Below are 23,509 nucleotides of genomic sequence, written 5' to 3'. Positions count from 1 at the left end.
ATTAGTTCATAATAATGAACAAGTTCAAAATGCTGAACTTTAGAAAATACCGGAGGAAAGATGAGTGGTCGTGGCGCAGAACGTATTCTTGAAGTGATCGAATGGCTGGCACGCCAGCCCGCCGGACGAACTCTTACGGACGTTGTTGCCAATCTGTCTTTGCCCAAAAGCAGTGCGCTGATGTTGTTACGTACATTGGTGGAAACTGGATATGTGCGCCGTGATGAGGCGGGCCTTTACCACATTCGCCGATTGCCGGGAGAGGCAAGTGCCGACAGCCGTGCCTGGGGCACGGTTTTGCGACTTGTCGATGCCAGCTTGCGCGAAGCAGTCAGTCTGACCGATGAAACCGGATTTATTGGCGTTTTTGATGATGCGCAGCAGGTGCGGTACCTCAACAAGGTGCTGCCAGCGCGCGAAATTCGCTATGATCGCGACATTTCGGTGGCGCGTATTGCCGCACATGTTGCCACCGGGCAGGTGTTGCTGGCGGGGTTAACCGACGCCGCATTAAATGCCTATTGCGCCGACTTGGCCCGCGAACGTGATGATGTCGACATCAACGAACTGACTGCACAGATCAAAACGGTACGGACCGACGGTTATTCATTGAATCTGCAGGGACGGGTCGAAGGGGCGGCTGGCATTGCGGCACCCATTTTTGACCGGAACGGAAATATGGTTGCGGCGCTGAACATAGCAGGGCCGCGCGAAAGAATTGCGGCACGGCAGGATGAAATTCTGTCTGTCGTTATCAAGGCAGGGCAACAGGCTTCGGCCGCGCTGTCGGAAATACGTCGCGAAAACCGATAAAAACAGGTTTTCCGACGCCAGGTCGATGCAATTTCCATTCTTCGGGAAAACAGGACATGAAATTGCGATTTAAAAACATTGGGAGGAAGAAGATGACTTTCACGAAATTGATAAAAGGTGCACTGGCCGGGGCTGTTGCCCTGTCATTCGCCGGGGTTGCACAGGCAGATGATTTTCCATCACGCGGTATTGAATTTGTGGCGGGTTATGGCCCTGGCGGCGGGCACGACACCATGTTGCGTGCCATGGCAAAGATCATCCAGAATAACGATTTGTCGGAAGTTCCGATTAATGTGGTCAACAAACCCGGTGGCAGTTCTGCTGTGGCCCTTGGATATTTAAATTCGCATAAGGGTGACGGGCATTTTCTGATCTCGGCGACTTCTTCGTTCATTACGACGCCGCTGACCTCGAATATCGGGCTTGATTATACCAATTTCACCCCGATTGCCCGCCTTGGTGTTGATCCGGAATTACTGGTTGTTAACGCATCTGGCCCCTACAAGACGCTTGACGATATTGCAAAAGCCGACAAGGTTTTGAATGTGGGTGGTACGGGCACCGGAACAATCGAAAACATCGTTACCATCAAACTGGCCGAAGCCCTTGGCAAAAAACTGAATTACATTCCGTTTCAGGGTGACGGCGAAGTTGTTTCAGCATTGCTGAGCAATCAGGTTGATTTCACCATTACCAATACCGGCCCGGTTGGCGATTTCATTAAAACCGGTCGCTTTAACGCGCTTGCAATCAGCACGGAAAAACGTGTCGAACTGTTTCCCGATGTTCCGACCTTTATCGAACAGGGTTATGACATCAATCTAAGCCTGTTTCGCGGCGTTGTAGCCGCGGGTGACATTGGTGATACCGAAAAGGCCTACCTTTTGAAAATGGTCAAGGCGATGAGTGAAACCAAGGAATGGCAGGAAAATTACATTCAGCCGAACTCGGTTGTGCCTGACTTTCTGGGACCAGATGAATTTGCCGAATATCTTAAAGGTATGAACGATGTTTACAAAGCATCGCTGACCAACCTTGGCATCATCAAGTAAGAAACTTCCGAAGAAACGGAGTTCTCCATGAAAATTTCGGAGATCATTCTTCTGGGCGGGCTGTCGGTATTTTCCGGCAGCCTCCTTTGGGGCAGCCTTGACATGCCTTATTCAACCGACACCACGTTTGGTCCGGGTTTTATTCCGCTTAACATTTCCATTGCTTTGCTGGCATTGGTTGGTGTTGTCGCTTTTCGGGCAGTGTTGCGTTCAAAACGTGGCTTTGTTGCTCCGCAAGATACCGCTGCACACGGCGGGGATGGGGGCGAAAACGGCGGCGTGGAAACGTTGGGTGCTCTTATGCTTGGCGGCGCAATTATTGCAATTGCGATCAGTATCTATGCCATGTCGTATATTGGTGTGCTGATCCCGCTCGGTCTTTTGCTGGTCCTTCTGTCGTGGCGGTTTTCGGGGCACGGGTTGCTTAAATCTGTTGTGATCAGCCTGATTGTGCTGGCAGCGATTTACCTGATCTTTTCGGTCTGGTTGCGCATCCCCCTTCATTGACCGCCCGTCCCTTGAACATCTGTTCTGGAAACAGTCATGCTTGATACTCTCGCCAGTCTCAGCGGCGGCTTTGAAACCGTGCTGACTTTTCATAATATTGTTCTGATTTTCCTTGCCGGGATTATCGGGACTGTCATCGGTGCTTTGCCCGGCCTTGGCCCGTCGGCGGGTATCGCGCTGATGCTGCCTTTGACATTTGGCATGCCCCACGCATCGGGCCTGTGCCTTTTGACCGGTGTTTACATGGGGACCATGTATGGTGGCCGCATAACGTCGATCCTGATTAATACGCCCGGCGATGCGCCCGCGATTATTACGGCCCTTGAGGGGTATCCGATGATGCGCAAGGGCAAGGGGGGCCTGGCATTGGGTATTTCGGCCATAAGTTCGTTTGTTGGCGGATTTTTCGGCCTGGCCGTGCTGGTTTTCTTTGCACCCGTGGTTGCGGAATATGCCATTTTCCTTGGGCCGCCGGAATATTTTATGCTGATGCTGGTAGGCCTTAGCACGATTGTTCTGTTAGCGGGTGCTGATGTTTTCAAGGCATTGATCGTTACCTGCTTTGGCTTTTTGGTCAGCACCTTTGGCAGCGATTACATTTCCGGTCATGTCCGGTTTGCGTTTGTGCCTGAATTAATTGAAGGCATTGATTTCGTTGCCATCATCATTGGTCTTTATGGTTTGGGCGAGGTTTTTTATAACCTTGAACGCAAGATCGTTCTGAATTTGGGTAAACCTAATTTCAGTTTTTCCGATTATATTCCCGGCAAAGCAGACCTCAAAGAAGCATCCGCCCCCACAGTACGCGGATCAATTCTGGGAACATTCATCGGTATTCTGCCCGGCGCCGGCGCGACAATTGCGACATTTCTGGCTTATGCGCTGGAACGTAAATTGTCAAAAAAGCCTGAAACATTTGGCAAAGGTGCGATTGCCGGTCTTGCCAGCCCCGAAGCCTCAAACAATGCCGCTGTTCCGGGATCGCTTATTCCGCTTATTACGCTCGGCATTCCGGGGTCCGGCGGAACAGCTATTATGCTGGGCGCGTTGATCATGTTCGGGTTGCAGCCTGGCCCGCTTTTGATGATTCAGTCTGGCGATGTGGTTTGGGCCATGATTGCCGGTCTGATTTTGGCAAACTTCTTTTTGCTGGCATCAAATGTGTTGTTGATCCCGTTATTTGTGAACCTGCTGCGTCTGGTGCAAAAGCACTTGCCCAGTATTGTGGTTGGGCTGTGCATTGTCGGGGCGTTTTCGCTGAATTACGGCACGTTTAATATCTGGATTGCGCTGATCTTCGGCGTTATCGGCTATTTGATGCGTAAGAACGACTATCCGACTGGCCCGTTTATTCTGGCAGTGGTTTTGGCCCCGCTGGCGGAAAACTATTTCCGTCAATCGATCATGCTTGCTCAGGGGTCATGGAGTATCTTTGTCAACCGCCCGGTTTCATTGACGCTGGTTGTGTTTATGGTTCTGGTGGTCTGCGCCAGCATCATCAGCAAGCAGTTTTTACGTCGCCGCCGTGTCGGTACCGAATAGCATTATGCCGCGATCAGACGTTGGTCTGGTCGCGGCCCCGTAAAACTGAATTTTCAGAATAAAAATATAGAATTGAAGGACCGAATTTTCATGGATGCACCCACATCACATTGGCGCAAGGCAGCCTTTACCCCCGAACAAAGCGGTGCTTTGAAAGGGCTTGTGGTTGTTGACCTGTCACGTCTTGTGGCGGGAAATATGACCTCGCTGCAATTGGCCGATTTTGGTGCCGATGTTATCAAGGTTGAACCGGTTTCATCGGGCGATCCGTTACGGGCGTGGCAAAATGCCGGTGTTTCGTCTTTCTGGAAGGTGTATGGGCGTAACAAACGCAGTATCGCCCTGGATTTTCGCAAGGATGGCGCGATTGATATCTTGCGCGGTCTGATCGCCCGCGCCGATGTGCTGATTGAAAATTTCCGCCCCGGCACGATGGAGAAAATGGGTCTGGCACCTGATCAATTGCGCAAGGATCACCCGGGATTGGTGATTTTGCGGGTGTCAGGTTTTGGTCAGACCGGACCCTACAGCCCGCGTCCGGGTTTTGGCACGATTGTCGAAGGGATGTCGGGCTTTGCGCATCGCAATGGCGAGGCCGATGGCGGGCCGTTATTGCCGCCCTTGGCCCTGGCCGACATGATTGCCGGTTTATACGGGGCGTTTTCGGTTATGACGGCCTTGCGGGTGCGCGATGATACCGGGCAGGGGCAGGTGATTGACCTTTCGCTGCTGGAACCGATTATTTCCACCCTTGGCCCCGAGGCACTGGATTTTGCCCTGACGGGCAAGGCCAAGCCACGGGTTGGCAATGGCTCAAATACATCCAGCCCGCGCAATGTTTATCAAACGGCAGACGGGTTGTATGTTGCCCTTTCAGGATCGATGCAGCGCATGGCGGAACGCCTGTTTCGCCTTATGGGCCGCGACGATATGAACAGCGACCCCCGCTATGCCACCAATGCGGCCCGTGTCGCTCATCGGTCGGAGGTTGATAAAATCGTTGGCGACTGGATCGGCCAATATACCCGCGATGAAGTGATGGAAAAATTTGAAGCCGCCGAAATAACGGCATCACCACTTTATAACATTGTCGATATTCACGAAGATCGCCATTTTATCGAGCGTGGCGTTTATGTTGATGTGCCTGACGATGACCTTGGTGAAATCGCCATGCACAGCCCGGTTCCGCGTTTGTCTGATACCCCTGGCACCATTCGTTTTACCGCCCCCCGACTGGGCGAGCATAGCGAACAGATCCTGCGCGATATTGGATATGATGATGAGCGGGTTAAAGCCGCCTTTGACAGTGGTCTGGTTAGCCGGAGTACGGATAAATGACGGTTTTGCAGGATCAATCCCCTTGTTCGTGGCGGTCCTTGCTGTATGTGCCCGCCAATAATCCGCGATTTGTCGGCAAGGCCCAGCAACGCGGTGCTGACGGTGTGGTGCTGGACCTTGAAGACAGTGTGCCCGACACAGACAAGGAAAATGCCCGCAACCTGTGCGCCGACGCCATTGCCGAGATGGCCGATGGCCCCAGCGATGTATTGGTTCGGATTAATGCCAGCCTGCGGCAGGCCATTCCCGATCTGGAAAAAATCGTCCAGCCGGGTTTAAAGGCCATTTTGCTGCCCAAGGCCGACCGGCCCGATAAAATCGCCCTGCTGGCCGAAACCCTTGATGAACTCGAAGTCGAGCGCGGGATTGCACCAGGAAGCATCAAGTTCATTCCCATGATCGAGGCCCCTGCCGGTTTTTTTGCTGCCAGTGACATTGCCACGGCGTCGTCGCGTTCGGTTGGCCTGCTGTTGGGCAGCGAAGATTTCGCGACCGAGGCCGGTATGGAGCCAGACCCGGAAACCCTGTTATTACCGCGCCAGCAACTGGTATTTGCGGCACGCAAGGCGGGGCTTGTGCCTTATGGTTTGCTGGAAAGTGCGGCCGATTATTCCAATGTTGAAAAGACCCTGGAAATTGCGCGCCGTGCTGCCCGGTTTGGTTTTGAGGGATCGACCTGTGTGCATCCGGCACTGGTGCCGGTTTTAAATCAGGCTTTTTCCCCCAGTGTTGAGCAAATTGCCCATGCCCGCGAGGTGATGGCAACTCTTGAGGCGGCGGCGGCACAAGGCAAGGGCGCGGCGGTTTTGAAGGGCCGCATGATTGACGCCCCGATGCGCAAACGCGCCGAAAGGCTGCTGGTTCGGGCACAGCGTTTCGGGTTGATCTGACGTTTCAGTGTTTGAATAGCACAATAGAAAAACGGGAAACGGCAAGGGCTGTTTCCCGTTTTTGTTTTTCCGCCGGGATAATCAGGCCGCAGGCCAGACCGATTGCAGTTTTTCACCGGTCAGCAGACGGTCGCGGGCGGATTGTTCGTTTTTGCCCAAATCATCGGCAGCATCAGCGATGGCGACCAGATGTTCCTTGGGCAGTGCAACAACGCCGTCAATATCGGCAAAAATAACGTCACCGGGGCGAATGGTAACGCCCGAAATGGTTACAGGGACCTGCGAATGGCGGGGTTCTTTTTTACCGGTTACACCAACCGGGCTGGGGTGGGTGCCAAATAACGGATAGCCCAGTTCGCGCACCTGTGCCAGATCGCGCACCGTGCCGTTAACGATGGTGGCAGCCAGGCCCCGTGTTTTTGACCCTGTAGACATCAGCTCGCCGGTGCAGGACCCATCGGCACAGGATGCATCCACCACCATGATGCCGCCCTTGGGCGCATTATCTATGGCGTTGTGATACACATCTTGCGGTTCGCCTTTGCGGTCGGACGGTTCAAACAGAACCGTCACCGCAGGCCCGCACACAACTTCGCCCGGTGCCAGGGTGCCAAACAGGGAAATACCGCCAAGGTAACCCCACAGGCCCAGATGTTCCATACTGTCGTGAATGTCGCCGGAATACCATTTTTTCAGGCGTTCAATGGCATCCCAGTCGGTATCGGAATAATCGAATTTATCGGTGGTCATTCTTGGGTTTCCTTGTTTTGGGCCTTGGCGATGGCCACCTGCAAATAGGCGCTGCTGTTATTGATATGCGCAGCGATCGCTTCTTTCGCGGTGGCTTCATTGCGGTTTTTGATCAGCTCATACAGGCGTTCATGTTCGGCACAGGCAACATCAAGTGATTTGACCGGCACGCGGCTGGTGACACGGATGACATCGGTAATCAGCCCGTACAGATTGTTGTAAAGAACGGCCATCACATCATTGCCGGCAGACTGAACCAGGGCGCGGTGAAAGGCGGCATCGCAATCGGTGAATTTGCCAAATTCGCCGGCCTTTGCCGTTTCGCGCAGCTTGTTCATGGCCGCGTCAATTTCCGGGGTGATCGGGTTTTCGCGCGCAACCAGTGCGCCGATCACCTCAACCTCGATCATGCGGCGCACATCCATCAATTGAACCAGGTAGTCCGGGTTGGTGGAAAAAAGCTGCCGTACGGTTGTTGCCAGGGTGCCCAGAAATTCGGCTACGTCGTCACGGACAATCATGGCCCGCTCGCCATGTTTACGGCGTACCAGCCCCTTGGTTTCAAGGATTTGCATGGCCTCGCGCACCGACCGGGTGCTGACATTGAAATCGCGCGCGATGGCACTTTCCGAGGGCAGCCGGTCCCCAATGGGCAGGCTGCCGCTCAGAATGCGATTTTCAAGGTCTTCCGCCACGCTTAAATGCAGTCGTTCGCGATCTGCCGGGCGCGACGCACCTTCTATCACCATGCTGTAAATCCTCCATCAACCACAACGTTTGATCCCGTCATATAGGATGACGCGTCAGATGCAAGAAAACGTATGACGCCATTATATTCGTCAATCTCGGCCTGGCGACGCATGGGAACGCGATCAAGGAAGGCATCGATGAATTCCTTGTCAAAGCTGGCGGTTTTTACCCCGCCAAATGAAATAAGGTTGGTGCGCACCCCTTTGGTACCCCAATAGGTCGCAAGATAGCGCGTCAGATTCAAAAGGCCGGATTTCGATGCGGCATAGGAAATCGCCTTTACAAACGGCACACCATCGCGTTCTTCGCGATAGGCATAAAGCGCCTGATTGGGCGACACCATACCGTAAATCGAGCCGACATTAATGATCGACCCGCGGCCTTTTTCGGCCATTTTGCTGCCGACCACCTGGCTTGTCAGCATAACCCCGGTCAGGTTGGTATCAATGATTTCATCCCAGTACCGCTGGGGGTAATCCTCGAACGGGGCGTTCTGTTCGGCCGATCCGTCGGGTTTGGAATCAATCCCGGCATTATTGACCAGCACATCAGGCACACCCCAATCGGCAATCAATTGGTCGGTTGCTTTTTGCAGGGCTTCCTTGTCGGTCACACTGGCAACGTAAACCCGGATATTGTCGGCAACATCGGGGAATTTTTCGGCGATCTGGTCGCGGTCAAATGGACGGCGGCTGTAAATCGCAACCTTTGCACCGGCTTTGGCCAGGGATTGCGAAAACTGCGTACCCAATTGTCCCAGACCACCGGTGACAATGATGACTTTGTCTTTGACGCTGAAAATATCAACCATGTTCGTTTCTCTCTTGTATGTGGTCGTCAGGATATATGGAAAAATGTTTATGGATGTTTCGTTCGGCCCACACCGCGCCAGATGGCACGGGCAATTGGCAGGATCAGCAGCGTACAAACGATAACGCCCAGAACTGCCGCAATTGGCCGGTCAAAAAAACCAAGCAGATCGCCATTGGCGATTTGCATCGACATGATGAAGTTGCGTTCAAGAACCGGCCCTAAAACCAGCCCCAGAATGATCGGGGCAATGGGAAAGCCGTTTTCTTCAAGCAGGTAACCAACGATGCCGGCAACAAACATGACGCCGATATCAAAGGTGGAATTGTTGATCGCAAAGGACCCGAGAATGCAGCAGGCCAAAACCACCGGAACGATAATGCCCCGTGGCACCGACAGCACCCGCCGTGCCCCCTTGATGGCCAGATACCCGATGGGGAATAGCAACAAATTGGCGACGAAAAACGTCATGATGATTGCAGTGGGCATGGACGGGTTTTCAACAAACAGGCGCGGCCCGGGGTTAAGGCCCTTCATGAACAGCACACCAACCGCGATGGCGGTAACGGCATCGCCGGGAATGCCAAAAACAAGGGCCGGTATCCAGGCGCTGGAAAGCCCGGCATTGTTTGACGTGCTGGCTTCAATCAGGCCTTCTTCGTGGCCGGTGCCAAATTTTTCCGGGGTTTTTGACATCCGCTTGCTCATGCCATAGGCGATCCAGGCTGCAACATCGCCCCCGACACCGGGCAAGGCACCAACGGCCGTGCCCAGTGATGCCCCGCGCAAAAAGCTGAATGGATAGCGCATGAACAACCGGCCCATGCCATGAAACGGGCGCGCGCGTGATGTATCCGGGGCCGGGGGGAATGATGCGTTGGCCGAAAAGCCACGTAAAACCTCGGCAAAGGCAAACATGCCGATCATGACGGGAATAAAGCTGACGCCGCCCATAAGATCGATTGAGCCAAAGGTAAACCGCGGTTGGCCGCTGGTGACATCAAGCCCGACCGTTGCGATGAGCAACCCGATCAGCAAGGATATAAAACCCCGTGCGGGCTCGCTGCTGCTTACCAGAGCGGATGTCATTAAACCCAGCATTGCCAGCCAGAAGAATTCAAAGCTGGAAAACATCAGGGCAACGTGGGCCAGAAGTGGCCCGGTAACCAGCAAAACAATCGCCCCGACAAGCCCGCCGCAAGCTGAAAAGAAAATGCCGATGCTAAGCGCGGTTTCGGCCTTGCCCTTCATGGTCAGGGCATAGGATTCATCGACATAGGCGGCCGATGCCGGGGTGCCGGGGATCCGTAATAGCGCACCGGGAATATCCCCGGCAGTAATCGCCATCGCAGTTGTTGAAACGATCAGGGCAATGGCAGGCACCGGGTCCAGATAAAAAGTTAATGGCACCAGAAGGGCCGTTGCCATGGTGGCGGTCAGGCCCGGTATGGCCCCGATAAACAGGCCATAAACCGCACCGCCCAGAATGGCGAGCAGGACCGGAGCCTGAAAAACGATATTTGCGGCGGTAGCGAGAGTTTCAAATGTCATGCTTGTCACCACGGCAAAGGAAGTGGCCCCGCCGACAGCGGAACATACAGGATTTGCGCAAACACATATTGCAAGCCCAAAATCACGATCAGGCCAACCGGCAGCGCAATAACGAGGTGGATGTGCAAAAGCAGCATCAACCCGATGGTGTAGACCAGCCCAAGAATGGGAAAGCCGATAACCGGTAATGCGTAAATGGCAACAAGAACGCCTGCCATGGTCCAGATTGCGCAGATAATGCCGCGTGTGCGACCGTGCCATGCCGATATATCGAACCATGGGCCGTGATGTGCCGTACGCAGTCCGGTTATCATGATCCTGATCGACAGGCCCAACATGGCAATGCCGATCAAGGTTGGCATCAGGTTGGGGCCAAAGGTGGTTCCTGGCACAGCGGGAAGCTGCTGTGCCAGAAAGATGACCCCACATCCAAGAACGGCGAATATCAAGCCGGTAAGGCGGTCATCGATACGCATGGTAATGCTCCAGCCTATCGTTATTTCGCCAGCCCAAGGGTCTGCATGGTTTTCACCAGCCCTTCACGCGATTGCATGACGGTTTTGGTGAAATCTGCGCTGTTCTGATAGGCAACTGAGAACCCGCGGGATGCCATGAATTTGCGGAATTCCGGGTCTTCGGTAATGTCTTTCAGGGTTTTTGACAGGGTATTTGTAATGTCTTCCGGTAGGCCCTTGGGTGCTGCCAGCCCGCGAAATGGCAGGGGCGACCAGTTGATGTCAAAGGCCTCGGTTGTCGTGGTAAGGTCAGGCCAGGCATCACTGCGTTCGTTTGAAACAAGGGCCAGTGTTTTGGCTTCGCCAGCTTCTACCAGCGACCGTGCCTCGGCCGGGGATGTTGACACAACATCAATGGCGCCCGCCGCCAGTTGCTGCATGGCCGGGGCGGCCCCATCCGAGGCGATCCACGGGCTGGCGTCAGGGTTTACGTCAAGCGTGTTTAACAAACCCGCCCAGGCCAAATGCGACAGGCCCCCCCGGTTTGCCCCGGATGCCTTTATATCGCCGGGGTGGGCTTTGACGGCTTTGATAAGGTCTTCCACATTTTTATAGGGCGCGTCGGCGCGGACATTTACGGCAATCGGGTCGGCATTAAAACGACCGATCAGGGTGAAATCTTCGGGCGTCGCACCGGGAATACCCTGTGCGTCATACATGGTCATTTCAATGGTTACAACGCCCAGCGTATAGCCATCGGCAGGGGCGTTGGCGATGGCAACATGGCCAACAACACCGCCACCACCGGTCCGGTTTACAACGTTAAACGGCTGACCAAGGCGTTGTTCAAGTTGCTGGGCAACGGCACGGGCCGTGGCATCGGTGCCACCACCGGCCGACCATGGCACAATAATGGTAACAGCCCGTTCGGGCCATTTGGCAAAGGCTGATTGGGAAAAACTTGCACAGGCAAGGGCAATCGCACCAAGGGCGACTAAAGTCCGTTTCATTTTGTTTCCTCCCGAAAGGATATCGCATTTTTGCGTGTTTTTGTCCGGGTTGTTCCCGGTACCTCACCATCTTATGTCATAAGTCATATGTCAAGAGTAAAGCGATTAAAAAACGTCAGCAAACGGGATGGAATGACTATGCGTTCGCCCAAAAGACGGTTGCCATGCCGGGACGACATGGCGGGCGACGCGATTATGGGGAAGTTGAAGGGGAGTTTGGGAAGAGGCCAAAAAGCCACAGGCCCGCATTTTAGGCGGGCCTGTGGCGTGCAAACCGGGTGATTTCCGGATTTAACGATATAGCAGGGTCGGTAGTGCCATGCTGAGTTGCGGAATGAAAGCCAGCAAAAACAGCACAATCAACAGCGGGATCAGGAAAGGTGCTGTTGCCTTTACACAGTCTTCAAACCGCACGCCGGAAACGCGCGACAGCACATAAAGCACCATGCCAACCGGCGGGGTTAACAGGCCCAGCATCAAATTCAGAATAACGATGATGCCAAGGTGAACCGGATCAATCCCCACGCTATGTGCCACGGGCAAGAGTACCGGTACCAGAATGGTGATGGCGGCAATGGTTTCCATGAAGCAACCAACCACCAGAACCAACAGCATGATCAGGATAATGATCAGATTTTTATTGTCGGTGAAACCCAGCACAAAGTTTGCCAGATGCTGGGCGGATTGGTTGGCAGTTAAGATCCAGGCAAAAACCGCGGCCGCGCCGACAATCAGCATAATGGCGGCGGTGGTTTCGATGGTGTCCATGGTGACGCGCAGCAAATGACGGATGGTCAGGGTGCGATAAATCACCGTGCCTAGAACCAGTGAATAGGCAACCGCGCCCACAGCGGCCTCGGTCGGGGTGAACAGGCCGGTGGAAATGCCGCCAATAATAATGACCGGGGTCATTAGCGGTAAAAAGGCTTCCTTGCTGGCCTTGCCGAGAACACCAAACGAAAAGGCCAGATCGCGCGGGTAATTGCGACGGCGCGAATACCAGGCAACCATGATCATGAGCGAAACCGCCATCAGCAGGCCGGGAACAATACCGGCAAGAAACAGCTGGCCGATCGATACCTGGGCAATGACACCATACAGAACCAATGGCAATGACGGCGGAATAATGGGCCCGATTGTTGAGGACGCTGCCGTAATACCGACAGCGAATGAGGTGTCATAACCGGCGTCGCGCATGGCTTTAATTTCGACATTGCCAAGCCCGCCGGCATCGGCAACAGCAGCCCCTGACATGCCGGCAAAAATCACGCTGGCGCCGACATTAACATGGCCCAGTCCACCTGGCGCCCAGCCAACAAGGGCGCGGGCAAAATTGAAAATACGCACGGTAATGCCGCCGGTATTCATCAAATGACCGGCCATGATGAAAAACGGCACGGCCAGCAAGGGAAAGCTGTTCACCCCGTTGATCATGTTGTGCAGCATGGTTATGGGCGGCATACCGGCAATAAACAGATAGGCCAGTGATGAACCTGCCAGGGCCACAGCAACCGGTGCACCACATATCAGCAGCACAGCCAGCAGAATAAACATAATGGCCAGGCTCATGGCGCAGGTCTCCGCAACGAATGAAAAGCCCGGACCAGCGTGACAATAGCTGTAATGGCCAGGCAGATAACAACGGCCCAGAACATCCATGACCGGGAAACATCAATACTGATCATGCGCTGGCGGCCCATGCGGTTTGCCAGCATAACGCCCGACCATGCGGCATAGGCAAAAAAGCCGGCCGTAATAATATCCATCAGGAAAAACAGGGCCCGTGATGCGGCCTTGGGAATGTAAAGGTGGAAAAAATCCAGGTAGATGTGGCTTTTTTTGCGGGCGCAAATTGCAGCCCCCGAAAATGTCACCACGATCAGCAAATAGCGGGCGATTTCCTCGGTCCAGGAAATGGAATTATTCAGTACATAGCGCGAAAAAAATTGCAGGAAAACAACCAGAATTAACGCCCAGAACACAGCGAATATCGGTGCATCCCACCAGGAAATATCGCTGATATCGGTTTGTTGGGCATCTATCTGGCTGGTAATTTCCTTGGCAATTTCACTGTCGCTTGAAAGGTTGTTCATGGGCCACCTTCAGCATCAAACAGCAAGACAGGACGGATGAAGCAGGGAGACACCCCATCCGTCCCACTGGTCAGGCAAAGGCAAGCAGCTTACTTGCCAATCGCCTGCAAACGCTCGAACGTTTCGGGTGACCACGGCATATCCTTGCCTTTCAGCAAAGGCTGAACAATGTCCATGAACGGCTGGCGGTCCACATCATGAACCTTTACACCCTGATCCTTGAACCACTGAACCAGGGAAGCTTCCTGATCGCGGACTTCTTTGGTGGCCGAGGCCGAGGCATCGCGCAGAATGCCGATAATGATCTTGCGGTCGGCATCATCGATATTGTCATAGGTGGTGCCTGACATAAGGGTGGTCAGGGTGGCAATGGTATGACCAGTCAGGCTGATGTCGCTTTGTACTTCATAAAACTGACCCGCCTTGATGGTTGGCAGCGGGTTTTCCTGGGCATCAACAACGCCCTGCTGCAAGCCTAGATAAACCTCGGAGAAAGCCATTGGCGTGGGATTTGCACCAACTGCTTTGGGAAACAGGGTATAGGCCGGGGCGTTGGGAACGCGAATTTTAAGGCCTTTCATATCCGCCGGTTTTAAAATCGGTTTATTGGCGGTGACCTGCCGGGTGCCATAATAGGTATGTGTGATCAGCACGTTGCCGGTGGCGTCCTGGTAACCTTTTGCCATTTCATCGCGCAGGTCGCTGTTCCAGAAGGCATCCCAATGTTCGTAGTTGCGAAAAACAAACGGATAATCGATCAGTCCAATTTCGGGGTAGCTTTGCGCCATAAAGGCCGGGCCGGTATAAATCAGATCGACGGTGCCCAAAGACAGGCCTTCGTTGATGGCTTCTTCGTTGCCCAGCGAGGATGACGGAAAAACCTGCATTTCATAGCGGTCATCAGTTTTGGCTTTGATTTCTTCGGCGGCCTTCAGCAGGACTTTGTGATAAGGCGTTGATTCATCATAGATATGAGCGAATTTCAGAACCGTTGTCGCCTGTGCTGATGTCACAAGGCCAAAGGCAAGGGTTGCAGCAACCAGCGCCGAAGATGGAATTATTGCTTTGAATGACAAGAACATATTAGGGGTTTCCTCCCGGATGGTGATGTAGTTGATTGTATTATCATCATTATTGTTTTTGCCGCCTTCGGGCGGAAAGGCAGGTTCACAACGTATTTTGCAAACCTGCCAGTCTTTATTTCGTTATAAGCCAGGGCGTGTCGTGAAATGGCCGGTTACAGAACCGCGCCGATTTTCCACGGCACAAATTCATTGTCGCCATAGCCGAAATCTTCGCTTTTGGTTTTGGTCCCTGACGCCGTATCGAGAATGGTATTGTAAATTTGCAGGCCCAGTTCTTCGTGGGTTTGCAAGCCGGTAATGACGGTGCCGCAATCGATGTCCATGTCTTCGGGCATGCGGGCAAACAACGTGCTGCTTGATGCCAGCTTAAGCGACGGTGCCGGTTTTGCGCCAAAGCACGACCCGCGACCGGTGGTAAAGGCAATGATATTCGCCCCGCTGGCAACCTGGCCGGTGGCCGATACCGGGTCGTAACCGGGGCTATCCATATAGACCAGGCCGTGTTTGCGCACGGGGTAGGCATAGCCAATGGCATCGGAAACCGGTGCCCGGCCAGATTTGGCAACCGCACCTAACGATTTTTCCAAAATGGTGGTCAGGCCGCCCCGTTTGTTTCCCGGGGAAGGGTTGTTATCAAGGGTGGCATTGTTCTTTTCGGCGTAGTCTTTCCACCATTCGATCATTTCAGCAATGCGTGCGCCGGTTTGAGCGTCGGACCGTGCGATCAACAAATGTTCTGCGCCAAAAATTTCCGGGGTTTCCGACAGCAGGCTGGTGCCGCCAGCTGCAACCAGAAGGTCGCTGGCAACGCCAAGGGCCGGGTTGGCTGACAGGCCGGAAAAACCATCAGACCCGCCACATTGCATGCCCAAAACCAGTTCGGAAGCCGGGCAGGTTTCGCGCTGGTCCTGCGAGACGATTTTGGCAATACCATCGAGAATTTCGACAGCTTTGCGCACGGCTGATGACGACCCCGCGGCTGACTGGATGTTGAAGCTGGCATAGCGCGCCGCATGTTCCGGGTCTTCGATTTCACCATAGGCGCTAAGCTGGTTTACTTCGCAGCCCAGCCCAACCAGCAAAACACCGCCAAAATTGGCATGGTCGCGATACCCGGCAAGGGTACGCACCAGAATGTCATAGCCTTCGCCGTGATTGACCATGCCACACCCCTGGTCATGCACAATCGGGGCAAAGCCATCAATTCCGGGGTATTTGGGCAGCAGAGTACGGGTGGCGGCCTCGGCAATGGCGCGGCATACCGTGGCCGAACAGTTTACCGTGGAAACAATGCCAATATAGTTGCGTGTGCCGACCCGGCCATTTTTACGGCGATATCCCATAAAGGTGTCGCGCGTCGGGCGGGGCAGGGTTGGTGTGTCGGCTTTACCGGCACCCAGACGGGCATCGCCCATTGCCAGATTATGGCTATGGACCAGACAACCCGTTGCAATGTCGGCCGTCGCAACACCAATGACCTGACCGTATTTAACAATCTGGTCGCCAAGTTTGATATCGCACGCGGCAAATTTGTGCCCCGCGCCAATGTCTTGGGCAGTGGTAATGCCAGGTGTCGATACGTCGCCCGCCAGCAAGGGCAAAAGGGCGATCAGGACGTTATCGGTTTCGTGTAATCGAAGGGCGTTAATCTTCATGGTGCGGGAACCTTGTTGATCATGGCGGCAAGGGTCGGTTTTTTTGTTGTGTCACCGTGGCTGTGGGCCCAGTGGATAAACCCTTGAATGCGGCGTTCTACTTTTTGGCGATGGTTCTGGGCAATATCGGCAAGGCGGTGGTCCAGGAACGGATTAAGAAACCGGTCAAGTGTGGTTGCCAGATAGCTTCGTGCGGTTTCTTCCATGCCCGCAGCCGTGAAACCGGGGATCACTTCATTTTCATAAAGTGTTTGCAGGGCATTGAAGGTTTCGGCATCACCTAGAAACTTCACAACCGATAAATCGGGATCACTGCCTTTGCGCTGCCAGCGTTCAGCCAGCCATGTATGGCCCAGATTTAGAATAAACAGCTTGAGGGCTTCGATATTATCAAGCGTTTCAACCAGTTCTATGCATGGATGCAGGCAGGGCAAAACAAGGCCTTGCTGGTGTTCCACGGCCCACAGGGCATAGGGTTCACATATCGCTCCAGCAGGTTCAATTGGTTCGGACACAATTCGGTCGACCAGCGAGTTGGCCCAGATAACCCGGTGTTCCAGCCAGTCCAGAAAGTTACTGTCATCGTTGGCGGCTAACGCCAAAATGCAGGACCGTAAAACAGCACCGTTCCCCGGAATTAATTCCATAGGCATAATTGTGATCGGGCGGCCATGTGCAAGAAACCGTTCCCGCAACAATAGTCGTAATTTGGCCGGGAACGACATTTGCTGGTTAAATTCGGCATCGCTATCGGCTGGTTGCGGGGCGTAACCGGCATCGCCGGTATTTGAAACGATGTATTCCGCCTCATTCACAATGATTGCGCTAATTTTGGGCCAGTCCGTGGCCGTTGATAACGCGCGCGTGACAGAACTTACTTTTTGTTGGCGTTCAACCACATCGCCGTTTTCAATCCCCCGGATATGGACCGGGTATCCTTCATCAGCGGCCAGTGCGGCAAGGCGATTACTTCGGCTGGCGTCCCCACTTGATTGTACGACAGTAATGGGGCCAATTGCCTGACCATTTTGCAGGGCTTCATCGACGAACAGGTCAAAATGGGCCTGCAAAAACCGGCTGGTGCCAAACTGAACAATGGGGGTAGGGAATTTAGCCGACATGAAGGATGGCTTTCACAATATCTTCGCGGTTATGAACCCATGCTGATAATTGTTCTACACCCTGATCAAACGAAGCCTCATGAGTATTTAACAAATCAACCGGTACGTCCCCGGCACGCATATGGAACATGACTTTTTCGAAGTCTTCCTTAAGGGCGTTGCGGCTGCCCATCATGGTGGTTTCGCGTTTGTGAAATTCAGGGTCATCAATGCAAAGTTCACCCTTGACGACACCGACCAGCACAAGAGTGCCCCCGTGGGCAAGGTCGTTAATAGCGACATTCATGGCATGAATATTACCTGTGGCATCAAAAACTGTTTCAAAACCGTCAACAGGTAACCGGGCGCTGGCATCGTTAACCAGAACTCCTTTTGCGCCTTTTATCATGGCGCATGCGCGATCAAGGCGGCTTTGACTGGTATCGCGAAGGGTTATTTCGGCCCCGGCAAGGCTGGCAAACAGGGCGGTGCCAATGCCAATCGGGCCGGCACCAACAATCAATGCCTGTGTCCCTGCCTGAATGCGGGAGCGGCTTACGGCATGGGCACCAATTGCCAGAAACTCAACCATCGCGGCGTCACGTGCAGTAAGGCCGGTGGCGGGGTAAAGGTTCGTCTCCGGCACGCAAATCTGGTCACACATGCCGCCATCGCCATGTACACCCAATACCGATATGGATGTGCAGCAGTTTGGTTTGCCAATGCGGCAGGCATGACATGTGCCACAGGTGATATAGGGATTGACGACGACCAGATCTCCGACCGCAATATCGCCGTTCGATGATGCGTCAAGTGCCGTACCAGACAGTTCGTGGCCCATAACGCGGGGATATTGCAAGAACGGATGCAAACCTTCCATGATGTGATAGTCGGTCCCGCAAATGCCGATGCTGCGAATGGCAACCCGAATATGCCCCGATTTTGCCTGGGGTCGGGGCGCCGTGCCGCTGGCAAGGGTGCCGGGTTTTACGCATACGATTGTCTTCATCACGGTCATGGCTGTTTCCCTGGTTAAAGTATTTCGGGTCTACACTGCCCAAATTGTATTTTCTACATAAAAAACAAGATGCATTTGCCGTCAACTGTTTTTTATGAATAAAATACTATCAGCGTGCGCAAGATACGTGACAAAGCGATTGCCTTTAAGGAAAACAGCGGGCATTTTCAGTTCAAACGTGCGGGGAAACGGAAAAGACGTGGCAAAAACCAACAGGACATACAAGGAAACCTATAACGCCTGCCTCGACTATATTCTTTCACTTGGGGCCGAGGCGTGCTTGCCGCCCGAAAAGGAAATGGCGGCCAAATGGTCAATTAGCCGCAGTACGGTTCGTGCGGTTCTGGACCACCTTGCCGAGGAAAAAATTATCCATTGGAAGGGGCGCGAGAAAACGGTTTTGCGTTTACCAGCCAAGGCTGATTATTTTCAGGCCAGCGAAACCCGCCCGACGGCTGATTTGATTGAGCCGGCCTTCATGCAATATATTGTTGGCGGGGATCTGGCGCCAGGGACTGTGTTGCGTGAAAGTGAACTTGCAAAAAATTTCGGGGTGAGTGCTTCATCGGTGCGGGAATATCTGATTCGATTTTCCCGCTTTGGTCTGATCGAGAAAAAACCCAATCGTTATTGGGTCTTAAATGGCTTTACCCGTGATTTTGCCATGGAACTTTTTGACGTACGCGAGATGTTCGAGCTGCGGGCCTTTGATACATTTGTTCAATTGCCCCGCGACCATGACAGCTGGAAAAAACTGGCAGCACTGGGCGACGAACACCGATACCTTCAAGAAGACATTGACGGACGTTACATGCAGTTTCCCCGGCTGGATGACCGTTTCCATCGCCTGATCATTTCGACATTTCACAACCGCTTTGCGGACGATTTTTATGATCTGGTCGCGTTGATTTTCCATTACCATTATCGCTGGAACAAGACCGGCGAAAAAGAACGTAATGCCGATGCCGTTGAAGAGCACCTCATGGTGATTGACGCGCTGGGGGTAGGCGATTTTGATGTGGGCCGGATCCGGTTTCGGGAGCATCTTCAAACTGCCCGGCGAACACTTCTGGCATCTGTAAGCTGGGATTAGCCTGCTGGACTGCATGCCTGATCCGGCCTGTGTAGCCCTGTTTGCAGGAAAATGTTTTTAATCCATACAAAACATTTGACAAGCGCCGAGGGCTGACTAAAAATGTCTTTTAACGATAAAAAACAATCAATCCAGGGTATGGCGTCTATCTTTGTAGGTTTTTGGCAACTGTATTGGCCGTGCTTGTTATTTTGGCGTTTTGCCAGTTAACAGGCGGCTTAATTTTTGCCCGTATCCCGGTTTGGTTGGTTTCTAAAAACGGCTGTCTTGCCCGCCACGGATTGCTGGTGGTCCGGCAGTTTGTCAGGTCGATAATTATAATCGGGAGAAATACGTCGTGACTTCTGAAAGAACCACGGAGCAATCGCCACCGCCGCGTGCCCGTTCGCCATTTTTGTTCTGGATGAATATGACAGGCGATGAGCGCAAGGATCTGGTGCAGAAATTTGCCGCCCTTTTCAGTCTTGTGGTTCTCATTATTGCGTTTTCCCTGACCAGCAACGCCTTCTTTTCGCTTGGCAATGCGATGACGGTATCATTGCAAACCACATCGATTGCCTTTTTGGGGATTGGCGTCACGGTTGTGATCCTGACGGGCGGTATTGATCTTAGTGTGGGGTCGGTACTGGCTTTATCCGGCACGGTGGCTGGTTTGCTGGTCAAGGCTGGCTGGCCGGTTTATGCCGGTATGGGCGCTGGTGTGCTGGTGGGAACATTATGCGGCATCATCAATGGTCTGGTTGTTACCCGCCTTAAGCTGGCGCCGTTCATTGCTACACTGGGGATGATGATGATTGCCCGTGGTGTTGCCCTGCAGCTTACCGGGGCGGCACCTGTATCGCAATTGGGCGAAGCCTTTGGTGAACTGGGTAACGGGTCGTTCTTCCGGATGCTCGAAAAAGGGGCTAATGGACTGCCGCACATGATTTTCCCCGGGGTGCCCTATCCGGTTGTTCTTATGGTCATAATGGCAATTATCGTTGCTTTTGTTTTACGCCGTTTGTCGATTGGGCGGCATATTTATGCCGTTGGCTCTAACGAGGAAGCCTCCCGTCTGGCTGGTGTTAATGTAAATGGCACCAAGATGTTTGCCTATGCCACATCAGGTTTTCTTGCGGGTATTACCGGTATTATTTTGATGTCACGCCTGGTGACGGCCCAGCCTAATGAAGGCGTAATGTATGAGCTTGATGCCATTGCTGCTGCTGTTATTGGCGGTACGTCGTTAATGGGTGGTGTCGGCACAATTTCGGGCACCATGATTGGTGCCTTTGTCATTGGTATCTTGCGTAACGGTTTGAATATGAACGGTGTTTCGTCGTTCATTCAACAAATAATCATCGGTTGCGTGATTATCGGAACCGTTTATGTCGACCACCTGCGCAATCGCCGGTGATCGTTTCTTGCGAAGTTCGACCAATTAAAAATCAAATCAGTGGAGGAAAAAGTCATGAAGAAGTTACTTTTGGGGGCGGCGGTTGCATTGATGGGCATGACCAGCCTGGCCGCAGCGCAAAGCAATGAAATTGCGGTGATTGTTAAAACCACCAGCTCCAACTATTGGCAGAATGTGCATAAAGGTGCGCAAAGTGCCATTGCCAAACTTGACGGCTATGAAATGTCCTTTCAGGGCCCGGCAACGGAATCTGCGGTGGCAGACGAAGTTAACATGGTACAAAACGCCATTAACCGTCAGGTGGCGGGTATTGTGCTGGCTCCTTCTGATCCCGACGCCCTGGTTCCGTCGGTTAAAAAGGCATATGAAAGCGGTATTCCGGTGGTGATCGTTGATTCATCGCTGTCCGATGCGGGCAAGGAATATTATCAGGCATTTTTATCGACAGATAACCGCAAGGCGGGTGAGCTGTGTGCACAGAAAATGATCGAAAAGGTTGGTAAAACCGGCAAAATCGCGATCATGTCCTATGTTGCGGGTGTTGGCTCGGAAATTGGCCGTGTAGGCGGCTTTACCGATTATATCAAAGCCAATTCCGATCTGGAGATTGTTGGGCCGTTTTATTCGGAATCCCAAATGGCCAAGGCCCTGAACCAGACAACCGATGTGCTGGCCTCCAACCCGGATCTCAAAGGTATTTTCGGGGCCAATGAACCCACTGCAATCGGGATGGGCCGTGCCATTGTTCAGGCAGGGAAAAAAGGCCAACTTGTTGCCATTGGCTTTGATGGTAACGAAGACTTGCAAGGTTTTGTTCGCGACGGAACGCTGGATGCAATTGCGGTTCAGGGGTCGTATCAGATGGGCGAAAAAGGCATTGAAACCATTGCGACCCTGTTAAAGGGCGAAAAGGTTGAAAGTTTCATCAATACCGGTGTTGTTCTTGTAACCAAGGACAACATTGACGCCGACGAAGCCCAGAACGTTCTGTACTAAATTTGCCAGAACCAGATGTTGCGGGATGAATTTCCGCAACATCTCCGCTGCCCAATGTTGGAGAAAATCGGATGAATGCCCAAAGCCCTGTTGTTGAAATGAACAACATCATCAAACGTTTTGGCGGAATTCACGCTGTCGAAGATGTGTCGTTAAACCTGTATCCGGGCGAGGTTGTCGGGGTGCTGGGGCACAATGGCGCGGGCAAATCCTGTTTGATGAAAATTCTGTCCGGCGCAATGGGCTATGACGGCGGTGAAATTAAAATTCAGGGCGATGCTGTTGAAATGTCCAGCCCGATCGATGCCCGCCACTGTGGTATTGAAACCATTTATCAAACCCTGGCATTGGCAGATCATCTTAATGCCCCGGCCAACCTTTTTCTGGGGCGAGAGCTTAAAACCCGGTTCGGCATGCTCGACGATCGCAAGATGGAAGAAGAAACCCGCAAGGCGTTGCGCAGTCTTAACCCGAATTTTAAAAACATTACCGAAGCCGTCATGAATATGTCGGGCGGACAGCGTCAGGTTATCGCCATTGCGCGGGCGATTTATTTTAATGCCCGCATTGTTATTATGGACGAACCTACTGCCGCCCTCGGCCCGTCGGAAACGGCGATGGTGGCCGAACTGATCGAAAAGCTGCGCGAAAGAGGCATCGGCATTTTTCTGATCAGCCACGATATGGACGATGTATGCGAGTTATGCGACCGTATTGTGGTGATGAAAAATGGCCGCAAAGTCGGCGAACATCAGGTAGGCGAGGTAAATAAAGACGATATTCTAAGTCTGATTATCAAGGGCGAATTGCCCGATAACTGGGTGCCGCGTAATCGGACAACAGTGTGACAGGCTGATCAGCGCCAATTGTGCGAAACAAGGGGTGATTGTAAAACCCAATCATGGAAATTTCGAAATGGCGCCCTTTGGGACGCCATTTTTTTATTTGTTGAATATGTTCAGGGCGAAAATAACTTGAAGGTTTGTTGTATCATGATTTTCTATTATTATATTAGCTTGATGTTTCCATAAATGACTGATTCTGTCAGAATCTATTTTTCTTTTTACTTTTCAATTTAAAATAAAAGGCGCCTATTGGCAGGAATTATGATGGTTGATGCGTGTGATTCGCATAACTGTCTGTTTTTGCTATTTGGGGACAATTTTCATGACAAATCGGTTTCCGGCAGTCCGCTGGCAGCTTTTACTGGGTGTATCAACAGCGGCAATGGGCATTTTGCCTTTAATGTCGTCACCTGCAATAGCAGGATGTATAGACCGGACGATTGAGGAATCCACCACCGACGTTTCCTGGGAGAGTTGTAATCTTACGATTGCAAAGGGCGGCATTATTTCTGGGAGTCCCGCTATAACAATACCCGATTCCGATGTGGTCGGCACTTTGACGAATGACGGGACGATAAGCCAGAGCGCTTACGGGAATGCGATTGAGAATCACGGCACAATCACTGGGATAACGAATAACGGGACGATAATCGGGGCCTCAAATGCGATTTCGAATATCGGTAGCATCGATACTATATCGAATAACAAGACGATCGCAGGGACCATCTATCTTGGTAGTACTAGGGTCTGAACCCAATTG

The 23,509-nt window shown here is 52.8% G+C and carries 22 protein-coding genes; 10 read left to right on the top strand and 12 right to left on the bottom strand.

The genetic code is table 11. From position 1 onward, the window contains the following. The first annotated feature begins 60 nt into the window (after nt 1-60). The 6 genes from THS27_RS20900 to THS27_RS20875 all read left to right on the top strand — a co-directional run bounded on the left by THS27_RS20900 (nt 61) and on the right by THS27_RS20875 (nt 6,142). On the top strand, nt 61-813 hold the full coding sequence (locus THS27_RS20900) for an IclR family transcriptional regulator (protein ID WP_085594119.1): 753 nt from the start codon (nt 61-63) through the stop codon (nt 811-813). Nucleotides 814-905: 92 nt separating this feature from the next. Beyond that, on the top strand, nt 906-1,865 hold the full coding sequence (locus THS27_RS20895; protein WP_085594118.1) for a tripartite tricarboxylate transporter substrate binding protein: 960 nt from the start codon (nt 906-908) through the stop codon (nt 1,863-1,865). 27 nt (nt 1,866-1,892) lie between these two features. Beyond that, nucleotides 1,893-2,372 carry a tripartite tricarboxylate transporter TctB family protein gene (locus tag THS27_RS20890; RefSeq protein ID WP_085594116.1) on the top strand — a complete coding sequence of 160 codons (480 nt, stop codon included), beginning with the start codon at nt 1,893-1,895 and terminating at the stop codon, nt 2,370-2,372. Between the two features lie 36 nt (nt 2,373-2,408). Continuing rightward, nucleotides 2,409-3,914, top strand: a complete 1,506-nt coding sequence (locus THS27_RS20885) for a tripartite tricarboxylate transporter permease (protein ID WP_085594114.1) — start codon at nt 2,409-2,411, stop codon at nt 3,912-3,914. Between the two features lie 90 nt (nt 3,915-4,004). After that, nucleotides 4,005-5,252 carry a CaiB/BaiF CoA-transferase family protein gene (locus THS27_RS20880; protein WP_085594112.1) on the top strand — a complete coding sequence of 416 codons (1,248 nt, stop codon included), beginning with the start codon at nt 4,005-4,007 and terminating at the stop codon, nt 5,250-5,252. Then, the gene (locus THS27_RS20875; protein WP_085594110.1) at nt 5,249-6,142 is read left to right on the top strand and encodes a CoA ester lyase; all 894 of its coding nucleotides are present in this window, start codon (nt 5,249-5,251) and stop codon (nt 6,140-6,142) included. The genes THS27_RS20880 and THS27_RS20875 overlap by 4 nt, the downstream gene beginning before the upstream one ends. 81 nt (nt 6,143-6,223) lie before the next feature. On the opposite strand, the gene THS27_RS20870 is transcribed toward THS27_RS20875, so the two are convergent. The 12 genes from THS27_RS20870 to THS27_RS20815 form a co-directional block, all read right to left on the bottom strand. Then, nucleotides 6,224-6,892, bottom strand: coding sequence for an RraA family protein (locus tag THS27_RS20870; protein WP_085594108.1), 669 nt, complete (start codon nt 6,890-6,892; stop codon nt 6,224-6,226). Beyond that, complete coding sequence (locus THS27_RS20865) at nt 6,889-7,641, bottom strand: FadR/GntR family transcriptional regulator (protein ID WP_085594106.1); 753 nt, start codon at nt 7,639-7,641, stop codon at nt 6,889-6,891. The genes THS27_RS20870 and THS27_RS20865 overlap by 4 nt, the downstream gene beginning before the upstream one ends. After that, nucleotides 7,635-8,453, bottom strand: coding sequence for an SDR family oxidoreductase (locus THS27_RS20860; RefSeq protein WP_085594104.1), 819 nt, complete (start codon nt 8,451-8,453; stop codon nt 7,635-7,637). The genes THS27_RS20865 and THS27_RS20860 overlap by 7 nt, the downstream gene beginning before the upstream one ends. Before the next feature lie 47 nt (nt 8,454-8,500). After that, on the bottom strand, nt 8,501-10,003 hold the full coding sequence (locus THS27_RS20855) for a tripartite tricarboxylate transporter permease (RefSeq protein ID WP_085594102.1): 1,503 nt from the start codon (nt 10,001-10,003) through the stop codon (nt 8,501-8,503). A 5-nt stretch (nt 10,004-10,008) separates the two neighbouring features. Next, a complete protein-coding gene (locus THS27_RS20850) occupies nt 10,009-10,479 on the bottom strand; it encodes a tripartite tricarboxylate transporter TctB family protein (RefSeq protein WP_085594101.1) in 471 nt (156 codons plus the stop codon). Nucleotides 10,480-10,499: 20 nt separating this feature from the next. Next, nucleotides 10,500-11,468 (bottom strand): tripartite tricarboxylate transporter substrate binding protein, encoded by a 969-nt coding sequence (locus THS27_RS20845; RefSeq protein ID WP_085594099.1) that lies wholly within the window; start codon nt 11,466-11,468, stop codon nt 10,500-10,502. Between the two features lie 291 nt (nt 11,469-11,759). After that, nucleotides 11,760-13,037, bottom strand: coding sequence for a TRAP transporter large permease (locus tag THS27_RS20840; RefSeq protein ID WP_085594098.1), 1,278 nt, complete (start codon nt 13,035-13,037; stop codon nt 11,760-11,762). Continuing rightward, a complete protein-coding gene (locus tag THS27_RS20835) occupies nt 13,034-13,561 on the bottom strand; it encodes a TRAP transporter small permease (protein ID WP_085594096.1) in 528 nt (175 codons plus the stop codon). Before THS27_RS20835 ends, THS27_RS20840 begins: the two co-directional genes overlap by 4 nt. 89 nt (nt 13,562-13,650) lie before the next feature. Continuing rightward, nucleotides 13,651-14,643: a sialic acid TRAP transporter substrate-binding protein SiaP gene (locus THS27_RS20830; RefSeq protein WP_085594094.1), complete on the bottom strand. Its 993-nt coding sequence runs from the start codon at nt 14,641-14,643 to the stop codon at nt 13,651-13,653. Nucleotides 14,644-14,798: 155 nt separating this feature from the next. Then, nucleotides 14,799-16,301: a UxaA family hydrolase gene (locus THS27_RS20825; protein ID WP_085594092.1), complete on the bottom strand. Its 1,503-nt coding sequence runs from the start codon at nt 16,299-16,301 to the stop codon at nt 14,799-14,801. After that, the gene (locus tag THS27_RS20820; RefSeq protein ID WP_085594090.1) at nt 16,298-17,422 is read right to left on the bottom strand and encodes a D-mannonate oxidoreductase; all 1,125 of its coding nucleotides are present in this window, start codon (nt 17,420-17,422) and stop codon (nt 16,298-16,300) included. The genes THS27_RS20825 and THS27_RS20820 overlap by 4 nt, the downstream gene beginning before the upstream one ends. Then, complete coding sequence (locus THS27_RS20815; protein ID WP_085594088.1) at nt 17,412-18,419, bottom strand: zinc-binding alcohol dehydrogenase family protein; 1,008 nt, start codon at nt 18,417-18,419, stop codon at nt 17,412-17,414. The genes THS27_RS20820 and THS27_RS20815 overlap by 11 nt, the downstream gene beginning before the upstream one ends. Nucleotides 18,420-18,618: 199 nt before the next feature. On the opposite strand from THS27_RS20815, the gene THS27_RS20810 reads away from it, so the two are divergent. The 4 genes from THS27_RS20810 to THS27_RS20795 all read left to right on the top strand — a co-directional run bounded on the left by THS27_RS20810 (nt 18,619) and on the right by THS27_RS20795 (nt 22,752). Further along, nucleotides 18,619-19,512 (top strand): GntR family transcriptional regulator, encoded by an 894-nt coding sequence (locus THS27_RS20810; protein WP_085594086.1) that lies wholly within the window; start codon nt 18,619-18,621, stop codon nt 19,510-19,512. Between the two features lie 337 nt (nt 19,513-19,849). Then, nucleotides 19,850-20,908, top strand: a complete 1,059-nt coding sequence (locus tag THS27_RS20805) for an ABC transporter permease (protein WP_246833052.1) — start codon at nt 19,850-19,852, stop codon at nt 20,906-20,908. Nucleotides 20,909-20,962: 54 nt separating this feature from the next. After that, nucleotides 20,963-21,904, top strand: a complete 942-nt coding sequence (locus THS27_RS20800) for an ABC transporter substrate-binding protein (protein WP_085594082.1) — start codon at nt 20,963-20,965, stop codon at nt 21,902-21,904. A 71-nt stretch (nt 21,905-21,975) separates the two neighbouring features. Continuing rightward, entirely contained in the window at nt 21,976-22,752 is a 777-nt protein-coding gene (locus THS27_RS20795) for an ATP-binding cassette domain-containing protein (RefSeq protein WP_210402962.1), read from the top strand. The last annotated feature ends 757 nt before the right edge of the window (nt 22,753-23,509 follow it).

It is taken from the genome of Thalassospira sp. MCCC 1A01428 (genome assembly GCF_002115825.1).
GTDB lineage: Bacteria > Pseudomonadota > Alphaproteobacteria > Rhodospirillales > Thalassospiraceae > Thalassospira.
Note: the sequence above shows the minus strand (reverse complement) of the source record. Positions and strands in the feature narration are given on the sequence as shown.